This is a genomic window from Bradyrhizobium sp. CCBAU 25338 (assembly GCF_028128965.1).
Lineage (GTDB): Bacteria > Pseudomonadota > Alphaproteobacteria > Rhizobiales > Xanthobacteraceae > Bradyrhizobium > Bradyrhizobium liaoningense.
Window position 1 is genome coordinate 206,723 of sequence record NZ_LFKY01000039.1, and the last position, 24,694, is coordinate 231,416.

21 protein-coding genes are annotated in these 24,694 nt (G+C 65.3%); 9 read left to right on the top strand and 12 right to left on the bottom strand.

Features of this window, described 5'->3' with window-relative positions:
- Positions 1-2: 2 nt before the first annotated feature.
- From soxX to soxA, 4 genes are read left to right on the top strand one after another with little or no spacing between them, the layout of a single operon-like run.
- Positions 3-431 carry a sulfur oxidation c-type cytochrome SoxX gene (gene soxX, locus ACM42_RS22960; RefSeq protein WP_271530265.1) on the top strand — a complete coding sequence of 143 codons (429 nt, stop codon included), beginning with the start codon at positions 3-5 and terminating at the stop codon, positions 429-431.
- Between the two features lie 4 nt (positions 432-435).
- Positions 436-903 (top strand): SoxY-related AACIE arm protein, encoded by a 468-nt coding sequence (locus tag ACM42_RS22965; RefSeq protein ID WP_271530066.1) that lies wholly within the window; start codon positions 436-438, stop codon positions 901-903.
- On the top strand, positions 903-1,220 hold the full coding sequence (soxZ, locus tag ACM42_RS22970; RefSeq protein ID WP_271530067.1) for a thiosulfate oxidation carrier complex protein SoxZ: 318 nt from the start codon (positions 903-905) through the stop codon (positions 1,218-1,220). The genes ACM42_RS22965 and soxZ overlap by 1 nt, the downstream gene beginning before the upstream one ends.
- The gene (soxA, locus tag ACM42_RS22975) at positions 1,217-1,996 is read left to right on the top strand and encodes a sulfur oxidation c-type cytochrome SoxA (protein ID WP_271530266.1); all 780 of its coding nucleotides are present in this window, start codon (positions 1,217-1,219) and stop codon (positions 1,994-1,996) included. The genes soxZ and soxA overlap by 4 nt, the downstream gene beginning before the upstream one ends.
- A gap of 53 nt (positions 1,997-2,049) precedes the next feature.
- Here soxA and ACM42_RS22980 read toward each other — a convergent pair whose 3' ends face one another.
- The 3 genes from ACM42_RS22980 to ACM42_RS22990 all read right to left on the bottom strand — a co-directional run bounded on the left by ACM42_RS22980 (position 2,050) and on the right by ACM42_RS22990 (position 5,722).
- A complete protein-coding gene (locus ACM42_RS22980) occupies positions 2,050-3,717 on the bottom strand; it encodes a regulator (protein ID WP_271530068.1) in 1,668 nt (555 codons plus the stop codon).
- Positions 3,718-3,727: 10 nt separating this feature from the next.
- Positions 3,728-4,426, bottom strand: coding sequence for a cysteine hydrolase family protein (locus ACM42_RS22985; protein ID WP_271530069.1), 699 nt, complete (start codon positions 4,424-4,426; stop codon positions 3,728-3,730).
- 342 nt (positions 4,427-4,768) lie between these two features.
- Positions 4,769-5,722, bottom strand: a complete 954-nt coding sequence (locus ACM42_RS22990; protein WP_271530070.1) for a hypothetical protein — start codon at positions 5,720-5,722, stop codon at positions 4,769-4,771.
- Positions 5,723-5,886: 164 nt separating this feature from the next.
- On the opposite strand from ACM42_RS22990, the gene ACM42_RS22995 reads away from it, so the two are divergent.
- Positions 5,887-9,363 (top strand): indolepyruvate ferredoxin oxidoreductase family protein, encoded by a 3,477-nt coding sequence (locus ACM42_RS22995; RefSeq protein WP_271530071.1) that lies wholly within the window; start codon positions 5,887-5,889, stop codon positions 9,361-9,363.
- Between the two features lie 141 nt (positions 9,364-9,504).
- Here ACM42_RS22995 and ACM42_RS23000 read toward each other — a convergent pair whose 3' ends face one another.
- The 4 genes from ACM42_RS23000 to ACM42_RS23015 form a co-directional block, all read right to left on the bottom strand.
- The gene (locus tag ACM42_RS23000; protein ID WP_271530072.1) at positions 9,505-11,232 is read right to left on the bottom strand and encodes an FAD-dependent oxidoreductase; all 1,728 of its coding nucleotides are present in this window, start codon (positions 11,230-11,232) and stop codon (positions 9,505-9,507) included.
- A gap of 59 nt (positions 11,233-11,291) precedes the next feature.
- Positions 11,292-12,311: a S1C family serine protease gene (locus ACM42_RS23005; RefSeq protein WP_271530073.1), complete on the bottom strand. Its 1,020-nt coding sequence runs from the start codon at positions 12,309-12,311 to the stop codon at positions 11,292-11,294.
- A 91-nt stretch (positions 12,312-12,402) separates the two neighbouring features.
- The gene (locus tag ACM42_RS23010; protein WP_271530074.1) at positions 12,403-12,852 is read right to left on the bottom strand and encodes a hypothetical protein; all 450 of its coding nucleotides are present in this window, start codon (positions 12,850-12,852) and stop codon (positions 12,403-12,405) included.
- A 220-nt stretch (positions 12,853-13,072) separates the two neighbouring features.
- Complete coding sequence (locus ACM42_RS23015) at positions 13,073-14,671, bottom strand: GMC family oxidoreductase (RefSeq protein WP_271530075.1); 1,599 nt, start codon at positions 14,669-14,671, stop codon at positions 13,073-13,075.
- Between the two features lie 200 nt (positions 14,672-14,871).
- Here ACM42_RS23015 and ACM42_RS23020 point away from each other — a divergent pair, with 200 nt between their 5' ends.
- On the top strand, positions 14,872-15,660 hold the full coding sequence (locus tag ACM42_RS23020; protein WP_271530076.1) for a thermonuclease family protein: 789 nt from the start codon (positions 14,872-14,874) through the stop codon (positions 15,658-15,660).
- Between the two features lie 313 nt (positions 15,661-15,973).
- Here ACM42_RS23020 and cyoD read toward each other — a convergent pair whose 3' ends face one another.
- Genes cyoD through ACM42_RS23040 form a run of 4 tightly spaced genes read right to left on the bottom strand, consistent with a single transcriptional unit; the run spans position 15,974 to position 19,821 of the window.
- Positions 15,974-16,360, bottom strand: coding sequence for a cytochrome o ubiquinol oxidase subunit IV (cyoD, locus tag ACM42_RS23025; protein ID WP_271530077.1), 387 nt, complete (start codon positions 16,358-16,360; stop codon positions 15,974-15,976).
- Positions 16,357-16,998 carry a cytochrome (ubi)quinol oxidase subunit III gene (locus ACM42_RS23030; RefSeq protein ID WP_271530078.1) on the bottom strand — a complete coding sequence of 214 codons (642 nt, stop codon included), beginning with the start codon at positions 16,996-16,998 and terminating at the stop codon, positions 16,357-16,359. The genes cyoD and ACM42_RS23030 overlap by 4 nt, the downstream gene beginning before the upstream one ends.
- Positions 16,998-18,998, bottom strand: a complete 2,001-nt coding sequence (gene cyoB / locus ACM42_RS23035) for a cytochrome o ubiquinol oxidase subunit I (RefSeq protein ID WP_271530267.1) — start codon at positions 18,996-18,998, stop codon at positions 16,998-17,000. Before cyoB ends, ACM42_RS23030 begins: the two co-directional genes overlap by 1 nt.
- Complete coding sequence (locus tag ACM42_RS23040) at positions 18,988-19,821, bottom strand: cytochrome ubiquinol oxidase subunit II (RefSeq protein WP_271530079.1); 834 nt, start codon at positions 19,819-19,821, stop codon at positions 18,988-18,990. Before ACM42_RS23040 ends, cyoB begins: the two co-directional genes overlap by 11 nt.
- Positions 19,822-20,077: 256 nt before the next feature.
- On the opposite strand from ACM42_RS23040, the gene ACM42_RS23045 reads away from it, so the two are divergent.
- Positions 20,078-20,878, top strand: a complete 801-nt coding sequence (locus ACM42_RS23045) for an SDR family NAD(P)-dependent oxidoreductase (RefSeq protein ID WP_271530080.1) — start codon at positions 20,078-20,080, stop codon at positions 20,876-20,878.
- A gap of 48 nt (positions 20,879-20,926) precedes the next feature.
- On the opposite strand, the gene ACM42_RS23050 is transcribed toward ACM42_RS23045, so the two are convergent.
- Positions 20,927-22,264 carry a PQQ-dependent sugar dehydrogenase gene (locus ACM42_RS23050; protein ID WP_271530081.1) on the bottom strand — a complete coding sequence of 446 codons (1,338 nt, stop codon included), beginning with the start codon at positions 22,262-22,264 and terminating at the stop codon, positions 20,927-20,929.
- Positions 22,265-22,490: 226 nt separating this feature from the next.
- Here ACM42_RS23050 and ACM42_RS23055 point away from each other — a divergent pair, with 226 nt between their 5' ends.
- Together ACM42_RS23055 and ACM42_RS23060 are read left to right on the top strand one after the other, a co-directional pair.
- Positions 22,491-23,693: a urate hydroxylase PuuD gene (locus tag ACM42_RS23055; RefSeq protein WP_271530082.1), complete on the top strand. Its 1,203-nt coding sequence runs from the start codon at positions 22,491-22,493 to the stop codon at positions 23,691-23,693.
- A gap of 143 nt (positions 23,694-23,836) precedes the next feature.
- Positions 23,837-24,694 carry a VOC family protein gene (locus tag ACM42_RS23060; protein WP_271530083.1) on the top strand — a complete coding sequence of 286 codons (858 nt, stop codon included), beginning with the start codon at positions 23,837-23,839 and terminating at the stop codon, positions 24,692-24,694.

Here is a 24,694-nt window from a genome sequence, read left to right on the forward strand (position 1 = left end):
CGATTGCTGTACTTATTGCAGCCTGCCTCGCACTGTCATCAACCAAGGCGAACGAGCTTGTCCCCTACACAATCGTCAACGACGGCATTCCAGCCTCGCTCACAGGCTCCCCTGGCGATGCCGCGCGCGGCCGCGCGCTGGTGCTGGCGCGCACCACGACCTGCATTCTCTGCCATTCCGGCCCATTTCCGGAAACGCGGTTCCAGGGTGATCTCGCGCCAGATCTCACCGGCGCGGGGAACCGGTGGTCGGTAAACCAGTTGCGGCTTCGACTGGTCGATGCCTCGCGCTTCAACCCGCAGACCATCATGCCGTCCTACTATCGCGCCGGCGGCCTCGTCCGCGTCGGACGCAACTTCGCCGGCAAGCCGATCTTGTCGGCTGCGGAGATCGAGGACATCGTGGCTTTTCTTGCAACGCTTCGGGACTAGGGTCATGCCAACCACGCGACGACAATTCCTGGGCCTCGCCGGCGGCGTGACAGTCGCCGGCACGATCCCGATCGTCACCCTGCGGCCGCTCGAGGCGACACCGGCGATGCTCAACACCGCGATCCGCAACGTCGTCGGCGAAGCACAGATTCGCAGCGGCAGGGTGAAGCTCGACATTCCGCCGCTGGTCGAGAACGGCAACACGGTGCCGATGACGGTGAGCGTTGCAAGCCCGATGACGGCCGATGACCACGTCAAGAGCATCCACGTCTTCAACGAAAAGAACCCGCAGCCGAACATCGGCAATTTCTATTTCGGCCCCTCCTCCGGCCGAGCCCAGGTCTCGACCCGGATCCGGCTCGCCGACACGCAGAAGGTCGTCGCGATCGCGCATCTCTCCGACGACACGTTCTGGCAAATTGCCGCCGACGTCGTCGTGACGTTGGCCGCCTGCACCGAGGAGACGAACTGATGGCCGCCCTCATCAACGTTCCGGCAAAGGCCAAACGCGGCGACATCATCGAGATCCGCACGCTGACCTCGCACATCATGGAGACCGGCTTCCGCCACACCGCCGACGGCAAGCTGGTGCCGCGCGACATCATCACGAGTTTTGCATGTCGCTACAACGGCACGGAGATTTTTCGCGCCGATCTTTTTCCGGCGATCGCGGCGAACCCGTACTTGTCGTTCTTCACGGTCGCGAAGGACAGCGGCAGGTTCGAGTTCGAATGGATCGGCGACAACGGCTATTCGACAACCGCGTCGGCATCGATCACGGTCGAATGATCTCCTGGCGCGCGATAGCGGTGGCAACCTTGTTCGCCGCAGCCCCTGCCCTGCTCGCCGGTGAAATCCCGCCCGATGCGCGCCGCTCCGGCTACACCTTCATGGGCCCGGACACGCGCGCCATGCAGGACGACGACACCGCCAATCCCGGCATGCTGTTCGTGCTCGACGGCGAGGCGCTCTGGGCGAAGAAGACCGGCAGCGCCAACAAGGCCTGCGCGGATTGTCATGGCGATGCGCGCAGCAGCATGAAAGGCGCCGCGGCGCGCTACCCCGCCTTCGACCAGGCACTCGGCCGTCCCGTCACGCTCGATCAGCGGATCAATCTCTGCCGCGCCGATCATCAGCAGGCGGAGCCGCTGCCCTACGAGGATCGCGAGCTGCTCGCATTGTCCGCCTTCGTCGCCCACCAGTCGCGCGGCACCGCGATCACGGCCGGTGACGATCCAAAGCTCAAGCCGTTTGTCGAGCAGGGCCGCGCGCTCTTCATGCAGCGCGAGGGCCAGCTCAACCTCGCCTGCACCAACTGCCATGACGACAATTTCGACAAGCGGCTTGCGGGCGCGCCGATCACGCAGGGACAGCCGACCGGCTATCCGCTCTACCGGCTGGAGTGGCAGACGCTGGGATCGCTCGAGCGGCGGCTGCGCAGCTGCATGACCGGCGTCCGCGCCCAGGCCTATGGCTACGGCTCACCCGAGTTGGTCGCGCTCGAGCTCTATCTGATGTCGCGGGCGCGTGGCCTGCCGATGGAGACGCCAGCCGTGCGCCCCTGAAAAGAAACCGGCCGGGACACGCCCGGCCGTTCCTCGACGCTTGAGGTCCACGCCTACTCCGCCGGCGCGGCAGACATCTCCGGATGCGCGGCGTAGGGTTCGCTGGCGCCGAGCTTGCTTGCGGCGAACAGGCCGGCGGCCATCACGGCGTAGGCCAGCGCGACCGCGGGCGTCACGCCAAAGCCGCCGCCGATGCCGACGGCCTCGCCATGCATGAAGCCGAAGTAAGTCAGGATCGCCCCGACCAGCGCAAAGGCGGACGCCTTCTCGAAATCCCGCTCGATGATGAAGACGCCGATCGCGCCGAGGATGAGGCCGCCAAGGATGGAGCCGCCACCCATCACCTCCAGGCCGTGATAGAACACGCCCTGCTGCGGCAGCGCGGCAATCGCGGCGGCCTTGACCGCATCGGCCTTGTCGGCCGCCAAGCCGCCGACGGTTGCCGCCGCGTTCATGGTGGAGCCAAGCATGGTGTCGATCTGGAGCTTGGCCCAGGCGGCCAGATGCGGCGTCAGCGCCAGCACGATCGCGGGCGCGTGCTTGACCGGCGTGGTCTGGAACGCCTGCGCGCCGATCAGCATGCCGATATAGAGCAGGATCGGCGAGATCGCGACGACAGGCACCAGCGCCAGCAGCACCGAGATGATGCCGAACCAGGCCAGCACCACGACCATGATGCCGGTCGCCGCCGAGTAACCGATCCGGCCGCCCATCGCCTTCCAGCCGGGGTGGCCGATATAGACGGCGTTGATGAAGGGATTGCCCATCAGGCAGCCGATCAGGCTGACGACGCCGTCAGCGGTCAGCACGCGCGTGGTCGGATAGTCGTCGCCGGCCGCTTCCGCGCTCTCGACATTGTCCATGGCCTCGACGAGGTCGTAGATGCCGAACGGGATGGCGGTAACGAGAATGATGCCGAGGAACTCGAAGCCGGAGAAGACATAGCCTATTGCCGGGATCGGCACCGAGAAGCCGAAGTTGGCGAAGGCAGCGCCAACGCCTTTGAGGCTCAAGCCGCCAAGGCCGAGCCCGAACAGGTTCGAGCCCCAGGCGATGATCATGCCGACGGCAATGGCGACGAGACCGGCGGGAATGCCGCGCCAATATTTCACCCCGCCGAACCAGCTCACCAGGATGATGGCGAAGCAGACCAGACCAATCTGCGGCGTCATGTACATCTCGAGCGCCGGCCGCATCGAGATGAAGGTGACGGAGACACCGGCAAGCGTGCCGAGCAGCGCTGCGCGCGGCGTGATCCTGCGGATGAACGGCGCGATGAAGCCGCCGATCATGAGAATGAAGCTCTGGAAGAACACCCAGACGAGCCCCGCCGACCAGCCCTTGAGCGGGTCGCCGGTCTTCAGCGTGATCGGCAGCATGATCACGAAGGTGACGATGAACATGTGCGGCACGCTGACGCCGGAGGGCAGCGCGCAGACGTCGTTGCGGCCGGTCTTCTGCGCCAGCCGATACGCGAGATACGCATAGTAGAAGGTGGACAGGCACATCATCAGCCCGAGGGCGGGCAGGATGCGGCCGAACACGAGGCTGTCAGGCATCTTCAGCACGAAGCGCAACAGGCCCGTGAGCACCAGCATGTTGACGAGGATGTTGGTGCCGAAGCCGAAAAACGCGTTCCAGTCGCCCGATGTCCATAGTGCCGGCTTGAACCCGGACTTGTCGATTTCAGATTTGCCCGCCGTCCCCGTCAATGTGCTCATGGTCATACCCCTATGTGCTCGAAATCCTCATCGCCTCCAGGACTGCGGCTGAGCTCGCGACCCAGCCGAAGATGCCGCCCTGGGCCTTGATCATCTTCAGGCCCATCTCGTGAAATTCGGGGAAGTAGGATGCGCAGCCGTCGGAGATGACGACGCAGCGATAGCCGCGGTCATTGGCCTCGCGCACGGTGGTGTTGACGCACACTTCTGTCGTGACCCCGCACACCAGAAGATTCTCGATACCGTATTTCTGCAGGACATCGCCGAGCTCGGTGGCGTAGAAGGCGCCCTTGCCCGACTTGTCGATCACGATTTCGCTGTCGAGCGGATAGAGCTCGGCAATGATGTCGTGGCCGGCCTCACCGCGAATGAGGATGCGTCCCATCGGACCGGGATCACCGATGCGAAGGCTCGGCGCGCCGCGCTCGACCTTCGCCGGCGGGGCGTCGGAGAGATCGGGCAGATGTCCCTCGCGGGTGTGGATGACCAGCATGCCGGTGTCGCGCGCCGCCGCCAGCACCGCGCCGATCGGCTTCACCGCGCGTGCAAGCTGGCTGACATCGTTGCCGAGCGTTTCGCCGAAGCCGCCGGGCTCCATGAAGTCCCGCTGCATGTCGATGATGAGAAGCGCGGTGGCGGGCCAGTCGAGCGTGATCGGCTCGGGCTCGGCGCTGATGACGCCCTTTGCCGGCTTGACTGAGTTCAACATGACGCAGACCCCCCGCGAGAACTCTCTTGGCCAGGAGTTCTGCAAGCGCCGTGCCATTGTGTACAATAGCGATTGGAAGGAGAGCTTCGAGAAATTCGCTGCTATGTCAAAATGTTAGGAGACGAGAGCGCGTGTGCTCATTCGCTGTGCGGCGGTTTTACGACGTGCATTTGCTCAATGCTTAAGCGGCGGCGAGACTTTCACCAGCCGTCATTCCGGGGCGCGACGCAGTCGCGAGCCCGGAATCCATCAGGCCGCAGTACCCGAGGTGAAATGGATTCCGGGCTCGACGCTACGCGTCGCCCCGGAATGACGACGCACGTGTGTGGCGACGCCTTGCCCCTACCGCCCAGCCCCATACAGCCGCCGATACTCTTCCTCATACGGCGCATAGGAATCCTTCAGCGTCGCCATGTTCAGCAGCATGGTCGCCACCATCGCGCCCGTCTTGTCGAACACGCGTGTCTTCACCCAGGCGCTCTCGGTGCGACGGCTGCCGGACAGCGCGACCACCTCGCGCTCGACTTCGTACTCTTCGTCGACGAAGAGCGGCCCCTTCACGAGGCGGATCTCCTGGTCGGCGAACAGGCCGACAGCCGGGCCCTTGGCCGGCAGCGGATCGTCCTTGGAGCGGTACTGGAACAGCACGCTCAGCATCTCCATCGGGATGATGGGTCTGCCCCAGGGATTATCCGCGCTCGCGTAGTAGGGCGAGTTCTCGGTGATGACGGCGAGCTTCCGCCGGAGTGAGAACGGATAGAGGTCGCCCATGGTCTGATCGAAGGCCATGCGCACCGGCTGCCGCTTGCCGGTCTGCGCCACCTTCACATCGCGCAGGATGACGGGATCGGTGAGCGGCTTGAGCTCGCCGAGGCGCGTCTCGAGCGCGGTCGCAACCGGCGCATCGCCGGCCGAGGCCGTACCGCGCAGCACCTCGATGCCGTCGCGCTTGACCATCTGAATCTGGCACTGGCTCGTGCCGGGCAATGGCTTCGACAGGATCGCCTGCACCTCCTCACCTTCGTAGCAGACGCTGCGATAATGCGCGGAAAGGCAGCCCGTCTCGAACCAGGCACGACCCCATAGCCGTTCGCCGAGCGGTGCGAACTGGCTGAAATGGGTCGGCCCTTCGATGGTGCCGCCCTTGAAGCCGAGCTTCTGGGCGGTTGCGTCGTCGTGGATCGAGGCGTGCGCGTCGTAGGTTTGCGCTTGCAGCATCTGGCGCGGCTGGCGCCACGGCCCGATCAGCGCTTCGGCCGTTTCCGTGATATCGGTGTCGAATGCGTTTGCAGTCATGGTGCTCTCCGCAGGCAGCCATGACTAGCAGGAGCGCCACGGATGCTGCCAGCGATATTGACTTCGCCCATACATACTCTTGACTGTCACAATTCGCGTCGCGCCGCCGCACTCCCCTCCCGCAGCGCAAACTCCACGCCGAACGAAAGACAAGGACTCCCGAAATGACGCTGATGCAGGTCGAGCTGGACGATAAATACCGGCTCGAATCGAAGCGGATCTTTCTGTCCGGCACGCAGGCTCTGGTTCGACTGCCGATGTTGCAGCGCGAGCGCGACCGGCTCCAGGGGCTCAACACCGGCGGCTTCATCTCGGGATATCGCGGTTCCCCGCTCGGCATGTACGACCACGCGCTGTGGCGGGCGAAGTCGCACCTCCAGCAGCACGACATCGCCTTCGTGCCCGGGCTGAACGAGGACTTAGCTGCAACCGCCGTGTGGGGTAGCCAGCAAGTCGGCCTGTTTCCCGGCGCCAAGGTCGATGGCGTGTTCGGCATCTGGTACGGCAAGGGCCCCGGCGTCGACCGCTCGGTCGATGCGCTCAAGCATGCCAATGCGGCCGGCACCTCGCTCAATGGCGGCGTGCTCGCGCTTGCCGGCGACGACCACGGCTGCCAGTCCTCGACGCTGGCGCATCAGAGCGAGCAGGTGTTCGCGGCGGCGCTGATCCCGGTGATCAATCCCGCGACGCTGCAGGACTATCTCGACCTCGGCCTCTACGGCTTCGCGCTGTCGCGCTTCTCCGGCTGCTGGGTCGGCTTCAAGGCGATCAGCGAGACCGTCGAGAGTTCGGCCTCGATCTACAGCGACCCTGAACGTATCCAGATCAAGCTGCCCGACGATTTCGAGATGCCGCCCGGCGGCCTCAACATCCGCTGGCCCGATCCGCCGCTCGAAGCCGAGAAGCGCCTGTTCGGCCCGAAGATGGCCGCCGTGCAGGCCTTCGCCCGCGCCAACCAGCTCGACCGCATCGTGCTCGATTCGAAGCCGGCGCGGCTCGGCATCGTCGCGACCGGCAAAGCCTATCTCGACCTGCGCCAGGCGCTCGCCGATTTAGGCATTACGGACAAGGACGCGCAGGATCTGGGCTTGCGCATCTACAAGGTCGCGCTGACCTGGCCTCTCGAGGAAAGCGGCGCCAGGCGTTTTGCCGAAGGCCTTCAGGACGTGCTGGTGGTCGAGGAGAAGCGCGGCTTCATCGAAGACCAGCTGATGCGCATCCTCTACAATATCGACGCGTCGAAGCGCCCGACCGTCACGGGCAAGCGCGACGAGCGCGGCGCGCCGCTGCTGCCGAGCGAGGGCGAGCTGACGCCGACCATCGTCGCGGGCGCACTGGTGGCACGCTTGCGCAAGCTCGGCCATCACAGCCCGGTGCTGGAGCAGCGCCTCGCCCGGCTCGAGGCCTTCGACAATCCCGTCACCACGAGCACCCAGATCAAGCTCGCGCGCACACCGTTCTTCTGCTCGGGCTGCCCGCACAACACCTCGACCCGCGTGCCCGAGGGCAGCCGCGCCATGGCTGGCATCGGCTGCCACGGCATGGCCCTGAGCATGCCGACCCGCCGGACAGACCTGATCTCGCATATGGGCGCCGAGGGCGTGAACTGGATCGGCCAGTCGCCCTTCACGACCGAACAGCACATCTTCCAGAATCTCGGCGACGGAACCTATACCCACTCCGGTCTTCTGGCGCTGCGCGCCGCTTCCGCCGCCGGCATCAACATCACCTACAAGATCCTCTACAACGATGCCGTCGCCATGACCGGCGGGCAGCCGGCCGAAGGCGCCTTCAACGTCGCGCAGATCGCGCATCAGGTCTGGGCCGAGGGCGTCAAGCGGCTCGCGATCGTTTCCGACGATCCAGGCAAATATCCGCAAGGAAACTACTTCCCGCAGGGCGCGACCATCCATCACCGCCGCGAGCTCGATGCCGTGCAGCGCGAGCTGCGCGACATCAAGGGCCTCACCGTCATCGTCTACGACCAGACCTGCGCCGCCGAAAAGCGCCGCCGCCGCAAGCGCGGGCTCTATCCCGATCCCGCCAAGCGCGCCTTCATCAACGAGCTCGTCTGCGAAGGCTGCGGTGACTGCTCGCAGGCTTCCAATTGCGTCTCGGTGCAGCCGCTGGAGACCGAGTTCGGCCGCAAGCGCCAGATCGACCAGTCGAACTGCAACAAGGACTTTTCCTGCGTCGAGGGCTTCTGCCCGAGCTTTGTCACGGTGCATGGTGGAACATTGAAGCGGATGAAGACCTCGGCGGTCGATTCCGGGCAATTGTTCGCCGATCTGCCGCTGCCGCCGGCGCGAGAGCTCGACGGCCCCTACAACATCCTCGTCACCGGCATCGGCGGCACCGGCGTCATCACCATCGGTGCGCTGCTCGGCATGGCTGCCCATGTCGATGGCCGCGGCTGCTCGGCGCTCGACTTCACCGGCCTGTCGCAGAAGAACGGCGCGGTGATGAGCCATGTGCGCATCGCGCCGAAGCCGGAAGATATCTCCGCGGTCCGCATCACCACGGGCGGTGCCGACGTCATCCTCGGCTGCGACATGATCGTTTCGGCCGGCCCGACCGCACTCAGCCGCGCCGAGCGCGGCGTGACGAAGGCCTACATCAACGCCGACCTGCAGCCGACTGCGAGCTTCGTGCAGAACCCCGATCTCGATTTCGAAATGGGCACGATGCAGACCGTGCTGCGTGACGCGATCGGGGACAAGAATCTCGACATCATCGATGCGACGGGCATTGCCGCCGCGCTGATGGGCGACAGCATCGCAACCAATCCCTTCATGCTCGGCTTCGCCTTCCAGAAGGGCGCGATCCCGCTGTCGCTGGAGGCCCTGCTCCGCGCCATCGAGATCAACGGCGCCGCGATCGAGATGAACAAGCTCGCCTTCACCTGGGGCCGTCTCGCCGCCCACGACATGTCGCGGGTGCGCAGCGTGCTCCAGTTCAAGAGCCGCGCATCCGCGCCAACGAAATCGCTCGACGACATCATCGCAACCCGCGCCGAGTTCCTGACCTTCTATCAGGACAAGGCCTACGCCGACCGCTATCTCGCGGCGGTCGCCAAGGTGCGCAAGGCGGAGAGCGCAGCTTCGCCCGCGTCGACGGAGCTGACCGAGGCCGTCGCGAAGAACCTGTTCAAGCTGATGTCCTACAAGGATGAATACGAGGTCGCACGGCTCTACACAGACGGCAGCTTTGCCAGGAAGGTGTCGGAGAAATTCGACGGGGACTTCACACTGAAGTACCACCTCGCCCCGCCGATCTTCGCAAAGCGCGACAAGGTGACGGGACATCTGCAGAAGCAGGAGTTCGGCGGCTGGATGATCCAAGCCTTCCGCATTCTCGCCAAGCTCAAGTTCCTGCGCGGCGGCCTGCTCGATCCGTTCGGCCGCACCGAGGAGCGCCGGACCGAGCGCAAGCTGATCGCGGATTATCTGGCGATGATCGATCAGCGGATCGTCGGGCTGCAAGCGGCACAGATCCCGCTGCTGGCGCGGCTTGCACGGGTGCCCGAGACGGTCCGCGGCTTCGGCCACGTCAAGGAAGCCAATATCAGGCTGGCGGCGGCGGAGAAGGCCCGGCTGGAAGCGGAGCTCGAGAACAGCCGCTTTGCAGCCGCTGCGGAGTAGGAGAAGGCGTTTCGCCACACTCTCGGTGTCATCGCCCGGCTTGACCGGGCGATCCCGTACTCCGAGACGGCTGTGATTCCTCGATGGGCCGCGGCGTACTGGATGCCCCGCTTTCGCGGGGCATGACAGGGGTGGGGACGGCTAGACTGGTGTCGTGGCCAGCCTTGGTGGCAGCGCCACGCTGCCCTCAGCCAGATGCCGCCCCGCGATGTACCCGAACGTCAGCGCGGGGCCGAGCGTGATGCCCGGAGCCGGATAGTTGCCGTTCATAATCGAGACCATGTCGTTGCCGCAGGCGTAGAGGCCGGCGACCGGGGTGCCGTCCTTGCGCAGCACACGCGCTTGCGCATCCACCGTCATGCCGATGGCCGTGCCGAGATCCGCCGGATAGACGCGCAGCGTGAAGAACGGCGCGCGGACGATCGGCGCGACGCAAGGGTTGGGCTTGTGCGCGGCATCGCCGAGATGGCGCTGATAGATGGTGCTGCCGCGACCGAACTCGGGATCGCGCCCCTCCTTCGCAGCGGCGTTGTAACTGGCGATCGTCGCTGCAAGCACGGACGGCTTGATGCCGATCTCGACTGCAAGCTGCGCGACATCCGCCGCCTCGATCAACTCACCGCTCGCTACATAGCGCCGGTAATTGCGCGTGAATGGCTTGATGCGGCCGAGGCCGTAAGCCCACAGGAACAGGCGGTCGCAGATCAGGTGGAACGGCTGATCCGGCTCACCTTTGGCCTCGCGCAGCATGGCCAGCACGAACTCGTGGTGGGACAGCGCCTCGTTGACGAAGCGCCGGCCCGCCGCATTGACGGCGATCAGGCCGGGCTTAGCGCGGTCGGTCACTTTGTGCGGGAACACGCCGCGACTGCCATCAGTGCGGCGGAACAGCGAGGCCGGGACCCAATAGGCCACGTTCGTCGCGTCCGTGTTGAGCGCTGCACCGGCCGCAGTCGCCAGACGAATCCCGTCGCCCGTCGCCGACGCAGTGGCCGCCGAGATAAAACCTGCCCCGGCCGGGAAGAAGCGTTTGCGCATGCTCGCATCGTGCGAGAAGCCCCCGGTCGCGAGCACGACGCCGCGGCGCGCCGCGATCAGGCGGTCGCGGGCGCCGTGGCGGATCACCACGCCGGCGACGCGCTCGTCCCGCATCGATAAGCCCTCGACATCAGCGCTGAAGAGGATCTCGACCTGCCGCGCCAGCAGCGTGGCATACAGCTGTGCGGCGAGCGCATTGCCGCGATGCAACGTTGTGCCGCGCGGCGATCGCAAGCGCTGCCACGCATACGCAGAAACTAACTGGGCCGCGCGCAAGGCCGAGCGCAGCGACGTTCCGATCCTGCCTAGATGCGGCATGTCGAGGCGGCTGACCATCATCCCGCCGAACCGCGTGCACTCCGGCAGCGGTGGCCGCAATCGCGCGAAACCCTTTCCCAGCCGTGCGCCGTCGAAAACAACCGGCTCCAGCACGCGGCCGCCGGGCGTCGCCCCCAGCCGCTCCGGATAATAGTCCGGACAGGCCTTCACCGGCTGGAGGCGCACCTCGGTGTTGGCTTCGAGATAGGTGATCGCCTCCGGCCCGCGCGCGAGGAAGGCGGCGCGCTGGCCGGCATTGGCGGGCTCGGGGACCGTGCTCGACAGATACCGGACTGCATCGGTGACGCTGTCGGAAAGTCCCGCCTCTTTCATCCTGGGGTTGGCGGGGATCCAGACCATGCCGCCAGACCACGCGGTGGTGCCGCCGACGAAGGCGGTCTTCTCGACCACCAGCACGCGCAGGCCTTCGGCGGCGGCGACGGCCGCGGCCGTCATGCCACCGGCACCGGCGCCGATGACAATGACGTCGTAGGTCTCGTGCGCCGGCATCATGCGGCCAGCTTCCGTGAGCGAGGCATGACGGTGTCATACCGCGCCCAGGCGCCCGAGCGCTAGCGCGCCTTCTTGCGCTCGATCGGATCGATATCGATCGCTCGCAGGCGGCCGAGCCGCAGCACGTCCATGGCGAGCCGCCGGCCGATCCGGTCGCGGTCGAGCACGCGGATCAGATCATCGACGCCGTTGATCTCGATGCCGTCGAGCCTGATCACGACGTCGCCGGGCAACAGGCCCGCCTTGGCCGCGGGTCCATCCGGCTCGATCTGCATCAAGAGCGCGCCCATCTTGTTCTCGACGCCGGCCAGCACCGCATGCCGCCGCGGGACCGGCGCGGTCTGGCCGGCAACACCGATATAGGCGCGGCGGACATAGCCGTGGCGGATGATCTCCGACAGCACGAATTGCGCGGTGTTGCTGGCGACCGCAAAGCAGATACCTTGCGCGCCGTTGATGATGGCGGTGTTGATGCCGATGACCTCGGCATTCGACGACACCAGCGGGCCACCCGAATTGCCGGGGTTGAGCGCGGCATCGGTCTGGATCACGTCCTCGATGGTGCGCCCGCTCACCGAGCGGATCGAGCGCCCGAGCGCCGACACGACGCCGGCGGTCACGGTCGATTCGAAGCCGAGCGGATTGCCGATCGCGATCACCAGCTGGCCGCGGCGCAGGATCTTGGAGTTACCTAACGCGGCATAAGGCAAGTGGCGCGCGCCGCTGGCGCGCAGCAGCGCAAGATCGGTGTCGGGATCGACGCCGAGCACCTGCGCGTCGCCGACATGGCCCTCGACGTCGCGCAGCCGAATTTCCTTCGAACTGCCGACCACATGGCTGTTGGTGAGGACGAGCCCATCGGGCGAGATCACGATGCCCGAGCCGAGCCCGCCGCGTTCGCGGCCGTTCGGCACCTTCGGCCCGGTCTCGACGCGCACGACCGCGGGACCGACACGGTCGGTCACGTCGATCACGGCATTGGAATAGGCGTCCAGCAGGGCCCCGTCGTCCACAGGGGCAAATGTCGTCGTTCGCGATGACGGCGCGTCATCGACGATGTCTGAGGTGAAGTCCAGCATGGCAAGAGTCCTTGAGGCTCACACAGATGGTGGCCTGTTTCCTGCCGCGCAAGGTGCCCGCCTGGAGCGCAGGGCTGGACTGCCCAGATGGCTAGGACGTCCGCCTCAGAGAGCCTCCTCTTGCCTTGACCGGGTCGAGCAGCGACCAGTCCCCATCCGGGAGGACGTGCCCCTTGGGGAACGGCGCGCGCAGCTCCAGCCCGAGCGAGCGCAGCACGCGGTCGTCGCGGTAGTAGCATTGCAGCACGACACGGACGAGCGTTGCTGCGGCGACGCCGCCGGAGATGCGGAACTGCTGGGCAACGCCGTCGCGCGCGGCGGACTCGAGATCGGCCAGCGGCATGCCGGCGAGCCGAGCCAGATGATCAAGTGCCGCCACGACCTGTTTGGTGTCGCGGCCAAGCGTTGCGATTATGTCGGCCTGGATGATGTCGTCATCGGCACCGGGCACACGGTATTCCTCGCTCGCCGGAATGATCATCCCGGCGATGGTGCGGAGGTCGTCACGCTGCCGCAGCGTCAGAGAGAGTTGATCAGACATTGTGTCCTCTTCCAAAGCTTGTGCGGCGATGAAGGTCTGCTCCCTCCCCCGCCTGCGGGGGAGGGTTGGGGAGAGGGTGTCTCCACAGAGGGGCTCCCCCAGAGGAGAAAACCCTCACCCGGCGCGCGGGACGATGCTTCGCATCGCCCGGACGCGCCGACCTCTCCCGCAGGCGGGAGAGGTGCAGCAAGCGCGTGGCTGGGTCTGAACATCATCATTCTCAATCGAACAAATTGGCGAGGCGCTGCTTCATCTGGTCGGCGATGTAGAGCGCGAGGGCCTGGATGGTGGACGTCGGGTTCACGCCGCCCGAGGTGACGAAGATGCTGCCGTCGACGATGAAGAGGTTCTTCACGTCGTGCGAGCGGCCCCATTCGTTGACCACGGAACGTTCTGGATCGGTGCCCATCCGCGCGGTGCCGAGCAGATGCCAGCCACCCCAGGGGATCGGATTGTTGATGCAGATGTCGGTCGCGCCGGCGGTCTCGAGAATCTCCCGGCCGCGCGCCAGCCCGTGCTCCATCATTTTCCGGCTGTTCTCGCTGATGGTATAGTCGACCTTCGGCGCGGGGATGCCGTGACTGTCCTTCAGCACGGGATCGAGCGTGACGCGGTTGTGCTCCTCGGGTAGATCCTCGCAGATTGCCGACACCGCGAGCCGATGACCGTTGAGCTTACGGAATACGCGATGATGGTCGGCGCCCCATGGCAGAATGCCCTTCTGCTCGCTCGCCACCGCCTCGAACACCGGCCCCGCGCCACGGCCGAACTGGATGCCGTAGCCGCGCACGAAGCCGCGCGACGGGTCAGTGTCGTAAAACTCCTTGCTCCACAGGCAGGTCGGCGGCGCGCGATTGCTGTCGGTCGGCTCCTTCACAAATCCGTAGATCTGCGCATAGGGATGAAACATCAGGTTCTTGCCGACAAGGCCTGACGAATTGGCAAGGCCATCGGGGAAGCGGCCGGATGCGGAGTTCAGCAGCAGCCGCGGCGTGCCCACGCCGTTGCAGGCGATGATGACGACGTGCGCGGGCTGAAACTGCTCGACGCCATCCTTGTCGTAGTAGACGACGCCCGAAGCCATGCCGTTCTCGTCGGTGGTGATCTCCCGCACGCGGCAATGGGTGCGCAACTCGACGCCGGCGCGGATCGCATGCGGCCAATAGGTGATGTCGGTGGAGGATTTTGCGCCTTGCGCGCAGGCCGGCGTGCAATGGCCGAGATTGATGCAGCGCGCCCGGCCCTCATAGTCCATGGTCGCGACTGTCGTGTCCGACGGCCACCAGTGCCAGCCGAGCTTGTTCATGGCCTTGCCAATGATGGCGCCAGACAATCCGAGCGGCTGTTGCGGCATCGGCGGATGCGTCAACGGCGAGAGTGGATCGCCTGACACGCCGGACGTCCCCATCATGCGGTCGTTCTCTTCGAAGAACGGGGTCAGCGCGTCGTAGTCGATCGGCCAGTCGTCGGCGACGCCGTCCAGCGTCTTCACCTTGAAATCGGAGGGATGCAGCCGCGGCCAATGCGCGGTGTACATCACCGTCGAGCCGCCGACCGCATTGTAGTTGACGACCTTGATCGGGGAGTTGTCGTCGTTGATCGGGTAGTCCTCGGGCCGGCCGCGGACGTTGGGGCTCGACGACCACTCGCCGTAGAATTTGGCCTCCCAATCCCGGCCGGTGCTGGGATATTCCGCCGGATTCATCCAGCCGCCCTGCTCCAGGCAGAGGATGTGCATCTTGGTCTCGGCCAGCGACCACGCCACCGCCGCGCCGGAAGCGCCGGCGCCGATGATCAGGACGTCCACGGGGTCTTTCATCGCAAGCTTTTCCTCCCCCTCGCCGCTTCCCGGGCGATTCGGCCTTTCGCGCTCGGCGAGGCCGGCGAACGATAGGGTCAGAGCGACGGCCGAGTAAAGCCGCGAGGCCGGAATGTCGCACTTCGCGGGGTGCAGACCATTGGTATCGCCACATCCCGATGCTAGGAACGAGACGCACGAGCCATCGATAGCGAGACCGTATGTCCTTCCGATTTTACTTTGCCAGCGCCCGCGCTTTTGCGCTCGTTTCGTTTTTCGCCTTGTCCGGATTTCTGGGCACCTCCTCCCCTGCCTCGGCGCTGACCGGCGCCGCGACGGCCCGCGACGGCAACTCCATCCAGCTTGGCGACGTGACGTATCGGCTGGACGGCGTCGATGCGCCCGAGCTGGACCAGGTCTGCATCGACGATCACGCCGATGCCTGGACCTGCGGTATCGAGGCCCGCGATCAGCTCACGAAGCTCATCAAGGGACGCGTGGTGCGCTGCGACGATGTCGGGCCGGAAAAGAGCTTCGGCAAGCGACACCGGGCGATCTGCACGGCCGAGGGCGACAAGTCGACCTTGAACGAACAGCTGGTCAGGCTCGGCTTTGCCGTCGCCCGGGAGCCGATCAAGGCCAACGTCAAGGCCGCTGCGGCCGAAGCCAAGACAGCCGCCGCCGGGATCTGGAAGGGCTGTTTTGTTGCACCGCAAGATTTCCGCGCCGGCAAGAAGGACGGCACACTCCTGGGCGCCGCCTGCCGGCCCGACCGCGACAAGGAGATTCGCGCCGTGCTGTTTCCGGAGGAACTGACGATGCCGCCCAGCTGCAGCATCAAGGGCAAGCTTGCGGTGCGCGCCCGCGTCACCGGCAATATCGGCATCTATCATTTGCGCGGTTGCCCGAGCTATCCCGCGACCACCAAACCGGACCGCTGGTTCTGCTCGGAGGACGACGCCCAGGCGGCCGGCTTCCGCAAGGCCTATAATTGCCGCCGGCCAAAGTGAATAAGCGGGTTCCGCACCCGTGAGTAGTATTCCGGGTACGTATTGATCCGGAATTGAACTTCATCGGCAGTTGCTGCATTGGTAAGCCTACGCGAGCGCCTTGCGCGAGCGTTTCCTTGGCAACAATCCGGCTCCGGCCCGATTGTCTTTGCTTGGGCGTTTCCTCCCTAGACTTGGCCGCTTGTCACAAGCAAGCGGCCGTTCTTTTCTGTGCGCCGCTGTGCAAGCCGAGGCGTCGTGCCCGCAACGAGCCATGACGCAACGTCAGCGCTCCGGATGCACCGTGACGCCTTGATGTGATCGTTGCGCGCGATCACTGCATCCGCATGATCTGGTCCATCGGCGGCATGTTCGCGTTGAGATGCGCCATGATCCAGACCGTCCCGCCCACCACCAGGAAGACGACCAGCAGGCCGAAGGCGAGCGCCAGCACGTTGTTGGTATTGTCGGGGCCCGTGGTGATGTGCAGGAAAAATACGAGATGGACACCCATCTGTGCGATCGCAAGCACGATCAGCGCGACGGGAATCGAGGGCTGCCAGACCAGATCGGTGCCGGCGATGAAGAACGAGGTCGCCGTAAGCAGCAGCGCGAGCACGAGCCCGACGACGTAACCGAGAATCCTCGCGCCGACACTATGCTGCTCTTCCTCGCCCGGTGCGAGGTCGTGTTTGACCACCCCATGCGTCTGCTCGCTCATGGCGCACTCCCGAGCAGGTAAACGACCGAAAACACCGCGACCCAGATGATGTCGAGCGCGTGCCAGAACAGCGCAAAGCACGTCATCCGGCGCAGGATGTCGGCACGAAAGCCCTTTGCGAAAACCTGGGCCATCATGGTGAGCAGCCACAGCACGCCGGCGGAGACGTGCAGCCCGTGGCAGCCGACCAGCGAGAAGAACGCGGTCAGGAACGCGCTACGCGACGGACCGTAGCCGCGGGCGACGAGATCGGCGAATTCGCGGAACTCGAGGACGAGAAATATCAGCCCGAGCACGCAGGTCACGGTCATGCCGAGATAGAACCAGAACCGGTTGCGCACGTCGGCGGCGATGCTGGCCATGCCGCAGGTGAAGCTCGAGAGCAGCAGGCAGACCGTCTCGATCGCGACATTCCTCTGATCGAAGATCTCCGCACCCTTGGGGCCACCGGCAGTCTGGCCGGACAGCACCGCATAGGCCGCGAAGAAGCAGGAGAACATCACGATGTCGGAGAGCAGGAAGATCCAGAAGCCGTAGGCGGTCACGATCCGCTTCGGCGCTGGCCCGGGATGCTCGATGACGACGCCGATGTGATGGGGATCGGCCCGGGCGTGGTCGGCAGTCGCGGTCATCGCCATCAGACCGCTCCCGCCATGCTGACGAGGCCGCGCCGCTCCTCGAGATTGGCGCGGTCTATCGCTGCGACCTCCTCGGCAGGAATGACGTACTCGTCATGGTCGCGCCAGGCGAACACGACGAAGGTCGCGAACGCGCCGATGCCGCCCAGGATCACCATCCACCAGATGTGCCAGATCAGCGCGAAGCCCATGATGGTGGCGAAGAACGCGCAGACGAATCCGGTCGGCGAATTTCTGGGCATCTCGATGTCCCGATATTCGGGCTGTTCGTGCTCGAGCGATTGCTGCCGGGCGTGGACCTTCATCTCCCAATAGGCGTCCTCGCCGCGCACATCGGGATTGAAGGCGAAGTTGAATACCGGCGGCGGCGACGAGGTCGCCCATTCCAGCGAGCGCCCGTCCCAGGGATCGCCGGTGCGATCGCGCAATGCCTCGCGATTGCGGATGCTGACCACGAGCTGCACGATCTGGCAGATCACGCCGATCGTCAGCACGGCCATGCCGACCGCCGCAACGATCATCCAGGGCCGCCAGGCCGCGACGTCGTAATGCTGCATGCGGCGGGTCATGCCGAGCATGCCGGCGATGTAGAGCGGCATGAAGGTGACGTAGAAGCCGAGGAAGGTGAACCAGAACGCGGCCTTGCCCCAGCGCTCGTCGAGGCGGAAACCGAACGCCTTCGGAAACCAGTATTCGAAGCCGGCGAAGGCGCCGAACAGCACGCCACCGATGATGACGTTGTGGAAGTGCGCGACCAGGAACATGCTGTTGTGGAGCATGAAGTCGGCCGGCGGCACCGCGACGAGGACGCCCGTCAATCCGCCGATGATGAAGGTGACCATGAAGCCGACCGACCACAACATCGGCGTCGCAAAACGGATGCGACCGCCATACATCGTGAACAGCCAGTTGTAGATCTTCACGCCGGTCGGTATCGCAATGATCATGCTGGCGATGCCGAAGATGGCATTGACGTCGGGCCCCGCCCCCATCGTGAAGAAATGATGCAGCCAGACCATGAAGGAAACGACGCAGATTGCCATGGTCGCGAGCACCATGGAGCGATAGCCGAACAGCGCCTTGCCGGAGAAGGTCGAGACCACCTCCGAGAAGATGCCGAAGGCGGGCAGCACCAGGATGTAGACCTCGGGATGGCCCCAGGCCCAGATCAGGTTCATGAACATCATGACGTTGCCGCCGGCCTCGTTGGTGAAGAAGTGGAAGCCGAGATAGCGGTCCAGCAGCAGCATCGCGAGCGTGGCGGTGAGGATCGGAAAGGCCGCGACGATAAGAAGGTTCGAGGCCAGCGTGGTCCAGCAGAACATCGGCATGCGCAGATAGTTCATGCCCTTCGTGCGCAGCTTCAGCACGGTCGTGACGAGATTGATGCCGGCGACCAGAGTCCCGACGCCGGAGATCTGCAACGACCAGGCGTAATAGTCGACGCCGACACCGGGCGAGTAGGTCAGCCCTGACAGCGGCGGAAAGGCGAGCCAGCCGGTGCGCGCGAACTCCCCGACCACGAGCGAGACGTTGACCAGCAGCGCGCCGGTCGCAGTCAGCCAGAAGCCGACCGAATTGAGCGTCGGAAATGCGACGTCGCGCACGCCGAGCTGGAGCGGCACGACGAGGTTCATCAGCCCGATCACGAACGGCATCGCCACGAAGAAGATCATGATGGTGCCGTGCGCGGAGAATATCTGGTTGTAGTGCTCCGGCGGCAGATAGCCCTGCGACTGATAGGCGACCGCTTGCTGGATCCGCATCATGATGGCGTCGCTGCCGCCGCGCAGCAGCATCACCGAAGCGAGCAGGATGTACATGACGCCGATGCGCTTGTGATCGACGCTGGTGATCCATTCGCTCCAGAGATAGGGCAGATGCCCCTTCGCCACGACCCACGTCAAGACGCCGAGGATTGCGACCAGCACCACCGCGCCGGCGACGAGCGGAATCGGTTGATCAAGCGGAATGGCCGACCAATCGAGCTTACCGAGCATCATGGCCTCCACTGTGCGCCCGGCCTGCTTCGGATGCGAGCTCCGGCCCTGGCCCCGGCGGAATGTGCTGGGTCGCGATCAGGTCGAACAGCCGTGGATCGTCCAGGCGGTAGACGGGCCGGCCCTTCTCGATGCCCTGCTGCATCAGCTTCTTGTAGCTGTCCGCGTTCAGCACCGCATCCGTCCTGGCGGTATTCGCCACCCATTCCGGAAAGGCGAGCGGCGAGACGACGTTGACGTCGAACATCATGTCGGGGAACCCATCGCCGGAGAAATGCGCGGACAGGCCCTGGAGCTTGCCTTCATTGTCGGCGCGCAGGTTGAGCTTCGTCACCATGCCGTTCATGGTGTAGATCATGCTGCCAAGCTGCGGGATGAAGAACGTGTTCATCACGCTCGACGATGTCAGCTGGAAATTCAGCTCGGCGCCCGCAGGCACCGTCAACGTGTTGATGGTGGCGATGCGCTGGTCCGGATAGATGAACAGCCATTTCCAGTCGAGCGACACGGCCTGGATCCGCACCGGGCTTCCGGTGCCCGGCACGGGCGCGGCCGGATCGAGCTGGTGCGAGCCGATCCAGGCGACACCGCCGAGCAGGATGACCGTGAGTGCAGGGATCGACCACACCACCATTTCGACGCGACCGGAATAGACGAAGTGCGGCTGGTAGTGCGCTTTCGAATTCGAGGCGCGAAACCAGAAAGCAAAGCCGAGGATCGCGATGATGGTGGGCACCACGATCACGAGCATGATGAAGACGGAATCGACCAGAATGGTGCTGTTGCCCGCAGCCACGGGCCCTTGCGGATCGAGCAGATTCATCGGCAAGCCACTGGCGGTTGGGAGCCCCCGGACCGAGCCTAGCGCGGGAAAGGCTCCGGCCGCAAACGCTGCGACCTCGGAACGGTTCCTGCACTGCAAGGGTCAGTCATACGCGACAGGCCGGCCGCAACATGCAATTCCATGTGATGTCAATGACATGCACGCAGGCGCCACGCCCTTCTCTCCGGACGGGGCGATTGCTAATCTGCACGAAAATAATGGGACGAATGGTGCCCGTGCCGGGGAGTGAACCGAGATGCGCTTGAAGGACAAGGTCGCGATCGTCGTCGGGGCCGGGCAAAGTCCCGGCGAAGGCATGGGCAACGGCCGCGCCACCGCGCTCACCTTCGCGCGCGAAGGCGCGAAGGTCTTGTGCGTCGACCATCACCTGGAGTCGGCGCAGGAAACGGTGGGGATGATCACCGCGAAACTCGGCACCGCCGCGGCCTTCAAGGCCGACGTCACCAAGGCCGCCGACATCAAGGCGATGGTGGCCGACGCGCAATCGCGCTGGGGCCGGATCGACGTGCTGCACAACAATGTCGGCGTCAGCCTGTCCGGCGGCGACGCCGAGCTGCTGCAACTGACCGAGGAGGCGTTCGACCGCGTCGTCGCCATCAATCTGAAGAGCTGCATACTCGCCGCGAAGGAGGTGATCCCGATCATGCGCGCGCAGAGAGGCGGCGCCATCATCAACATCTCCTCGATGGCCGCGATCACGACGTATCCTTATGTCGCCTACAAGGCGACGAAATCCGCGATGATCGCCTTCACCGAACAGCTGGCGTATCAGAACGCCGAATTCGGCATCCGCGCCAACGTCATCCTGCCCGGTCTGATGAACACGCCGATGGCCGTCGACACCCGCGCCCGCGAATGGCACAAGACCCGCGCCGAGGTCGAAGCCGAACGCGACAGCAAGGTGCCGCTGCGCAGGAAGATGGGCACCGGATGGGACGTCGCCAACGCCGCGCTGTTTCTGGCGAGCGAGGAGGCGAACTTCATCACCGGCGTAACGCTGCCAGTGGATGGCGGCGCGAGCGTGAGGCGGGGGTAGGTTCGTTCTCCCTCTCCCCGCTTGCGGGGAGAGGCGACGCATGCTCGCTCACCGCGAATGCATCACCCGCCAGATCGTGCCGTTGCCGTCCTCGGAGATCAGCAGCGATCCATCCTTCGCCACGGCGACGCCGACCGGACGGCCCCAGACCTCCGAGTCGCTCACGACGAACCCCGTGACGAAATCCTCGTACTCCCCGGTCGGCTTGCCGTCTTTCATCCGGATGCGGATCACCTTGTAGCCGGTGCGCTTCGAGCGGTTCCAGGAGCCATGCTCGGCGGCGAAGGCATCACCCTGGTATTCGGACGGAAACTGCGTGCCCTGATAGAAGGTCATGCCGAGCGAGGCCGAGTGCGGCTGGATCAGCACGTCGGGCACCGTCACCTTGTCCTTCAGGTCCGGCCGCGCGCCGGCGTGGCGCGGGTCCTCGTTGCCGCCGATGTAGAACCACGGCCAGCCGTAGAACGCGCCCTCCTTCACGCTCGTCACGTAATCGGGGACGAGATCGTCGCCGAGGCCGTCACGCTCGTTGGTCGAGCACCAGGGCAGACCGGTCTGCAGCTGGATTGCAAGACCGACGCAATTGCGGAGGCCGGTGGCGTAGATCTTCCGCTCCTTGCCGTCAGGATTGAAGGCCAGCAAGGTCGCGCGCTCGGTTTCGCTCGCCCAGGCCGCGCCAAGCGGCTGCGCCTTCGACCACGCCTCCAATCCGCCCGGCGGAGTACCGATGCCCTCCGCGACGTTGCTGAGCGAACCGACCGAGACCAGCATGCGCTTGTTGTCGAGCGTGAAAGCGATATCGCGTGTGGAATGGCCGCCGTCATGCGGCAGGCTTGCCACGATCGTCTCCGCCTTGCCGCTCGCCTTGAGATCGCCGGCCTGATAGGGAAAGCGGACGACGCCGTCGGTGTTGGCGATATAGACCCATTGCGGATTGTCGCCGTTCGGAAAGAAGGCGATGCCGAACGGCTGCCGCAGTCCGCTGGCGAACACCTCGTTGGTCGCGACCTTGCCGCCCTCCCCGGCGCGCAACACGCGGATGTTACCGGCCCGTGTCTCCGCGACGAAGACGTCGCCGTTCGGGGCCACGCGTATGATGCGCGGCGCGCGCAGGCCTTCGGCGAACAGCTCGATCTTGAAGCCGGCCGGCACTTGGAGCGCAGCCTCCGGCGGACGCGGCACCACGCGCGACGAGCTCGCAACCGACCGTGTGGCGCCGGGCCTTACCAGATCCTGGGGCCGGATCAGCCTGACCGTGCCGGGCTTGTCGGCCCGCCAGTCGCCATAGGCGTCCTTGCCCTGCAACACCGGCTCGGCCTGCGCGCCGGCTGCAACCGCCACCAGCAGCCCCGCGGATATTGCCGCGAACGAAATCCTGTTCTTCACGTCGTCTTCCTCCCCACTTGTACGCACCGAGCGTCAACGCCGTTCATCCGCAAACGTTCTGCGGCAGGTCAAACACCCGCCGCATTCGACGCCGGCTCATGCCCGCACGATAGGCATCCGGGCACCCATCGTACTGGAAAACACCGCAGATAGATGCGACACATTGCAAGGGTGCGGTTGCGGTCATGAAAGCTGCGACATCGCCGTCGCGACTGATGGGAAGATCATGTGGGGATCCGTGATATCGGAATGGGCGAGCCTGCTGCTGCGCTGGCTGCACGTGGTGGCGGCGATCGCCTGGATCGGAAGTTCGTTCTATTTCATCGCCCTCGACCTCAGCCTCAAGCCCAGGAGCAACCTGACAGGCGACCTGCCTGATGGCGTGCAGGGCGAGGCCTGGCAGGTTCATGGCGGCGGCTTCTACCGGATCATGAAGTATCTGGTGGCCCCAAGCCGGATGCCGGACGAGCTGACTTGGTTCAAATGGGAGGCTTACACCACCTGGCTGTCCGGCTTCGCGCTGATGGTGGTGGTGTACTATCTCGAGGCCGACCTGTTCCTGGTCGACAAGGCGATTCTCGACATCACGCCCTTCCAGGCCGGGCTGTTCAGCTTCTGCAGCCTCGCACTGGCGTGGCTGCTTTATGAAGCCGCCTGTCGCACCGGGCTTGCGCAGCGCGAATTGCCTTTCGTCATCGGCGGCTATCTGTTCCTGGTCGCGCTGACTTACGCCTTCACCCACGTGCTGAGCGGCCGCGGCGCCTTCAACCAGATCGGCGCGATCATCGGCACGATCATGGTCGCCAACGTCTTCGCGCTGATCATCCCGAACCAGAAGAGGATCGTGGCCAGCCTGATCGCGGGCGAGGCGCCCGATCCAAAGCTCGGCAAGGCCAGCAAGGAGCGGTCGGTCCACAACAACTATCTGACGCTCCCTGTGGTCGTGCTGATGATCAGCAACCACTATCCCCTGCTCTACGCCACGCGCTTCAACTGGATCATCGTTGCGATCATCCTGGCGCTCGGGCCGGTGATCCGCCACTTCTTCAACGAACGACACGCGGGGCGCAGATCGCCGTGGTGGACGTGGGGCGTGGCGGCAATCGGCGTGGTCGCGATCTTGTTCCTCTCCGCGGCCGGCCCTCGCGAAGCCAGGACAAGCGCGCTGGCGGCACGGCCGACGCTCGCCAATGTCGAGGAGATCGTGATGTCCCGCTGCAGCATGTGCCACGCGGCCGAGCCGGCCTGGGCCGGCATCGTGACCGCCCCGAAAGGCGTCCTGCTCGACGCGCCCGAGCACATCCATCGCAACATCCGCCTGATCGGCCGTGTCGCCGCCTGGTCGAACGCCATGCCGCCGGGCAACATCACGGAGATGACCAGCGAGGAGCGGGCGCTTATCGCCGCCTATATCGAGCAGGCGCGCTGACGCCGTCGCGCGAGGATGCGTTGCGCGGAATGAAATTCCGCATCTGCCGCTGAATTGAAAATGACTTGACCGCCTAACCGGCGTAGACAGGAGCCGTGGCCGCCGGCGCGGCGCAAGATCAGTTTGCAATCGGGGAATGAACAGTGGCCCTCAAGAACGTCATCGGTATCGACCACGCCGTGGTCATGGTGAAGGACCTCGACAAGGCCGCCGAGAACTACCGGCAGCTCGGCTTCACAGTGTCGCCGCGCGGCACCCACAGCGCGCATATGGGCACCGGCAACTACACCATCATGTTCGATCCCGACTACATGGAGCTGCTCGGCGTGCTCGCCGCGACCGAGCAGAACGCGCCGGCGCGCGCGTTCCTCGACAAGCAGGGAGAGGGCATCGAGCGCATCGCATTCACTGCGGTCGATTCCGCCGCCGGCGCGGAGGAGATCCGCGCACGGGGCCTGACGCCGATCGGCCCGACCGATTTCGAGCGGCCGGTGACGCTGCCTGACGGCACGGTCTCGGCGGCGAAATTCCGCACCTTCATGTGGCCGACTGCGGAAGCGCCCGGCGGCGTGCGCATCTTCGCGTGCCAGCACAAGACGCGCGAGACCGTGTGGATTCCCGAACTGATGCAGCACGCCAATGCGGCGAGGCGGATCAAGCAGGCGCTGATCACAGCGCCCGAGCCGGCGCAGGAAGCTGCGCATCTCGGCCGGCTTATCGACCGCGCACCGAAAACTGAGGCGGACGGCGCGGTCACAGTACCCTCCGGCGGCGATCGCGCCGACTTCGTCTATCTGACGCTGGACCAGCTCGGCAAACGCTATCCCGGCGTGCCGCTGGCCGGTCTCTCCGAGCGCGGCGGTGCCGCGCTGGTGCTGGTCAGCGGCGACCTCGCGGCAACCGGGAAGGCGCTGGGTTCAGCCGCCGTCCGCAGCGCCGATGCGATCTGCGTGCCGCCGGCCAAGGCCAACGGCACCCTGCTCGCCTTCGTTGCCGGCTGA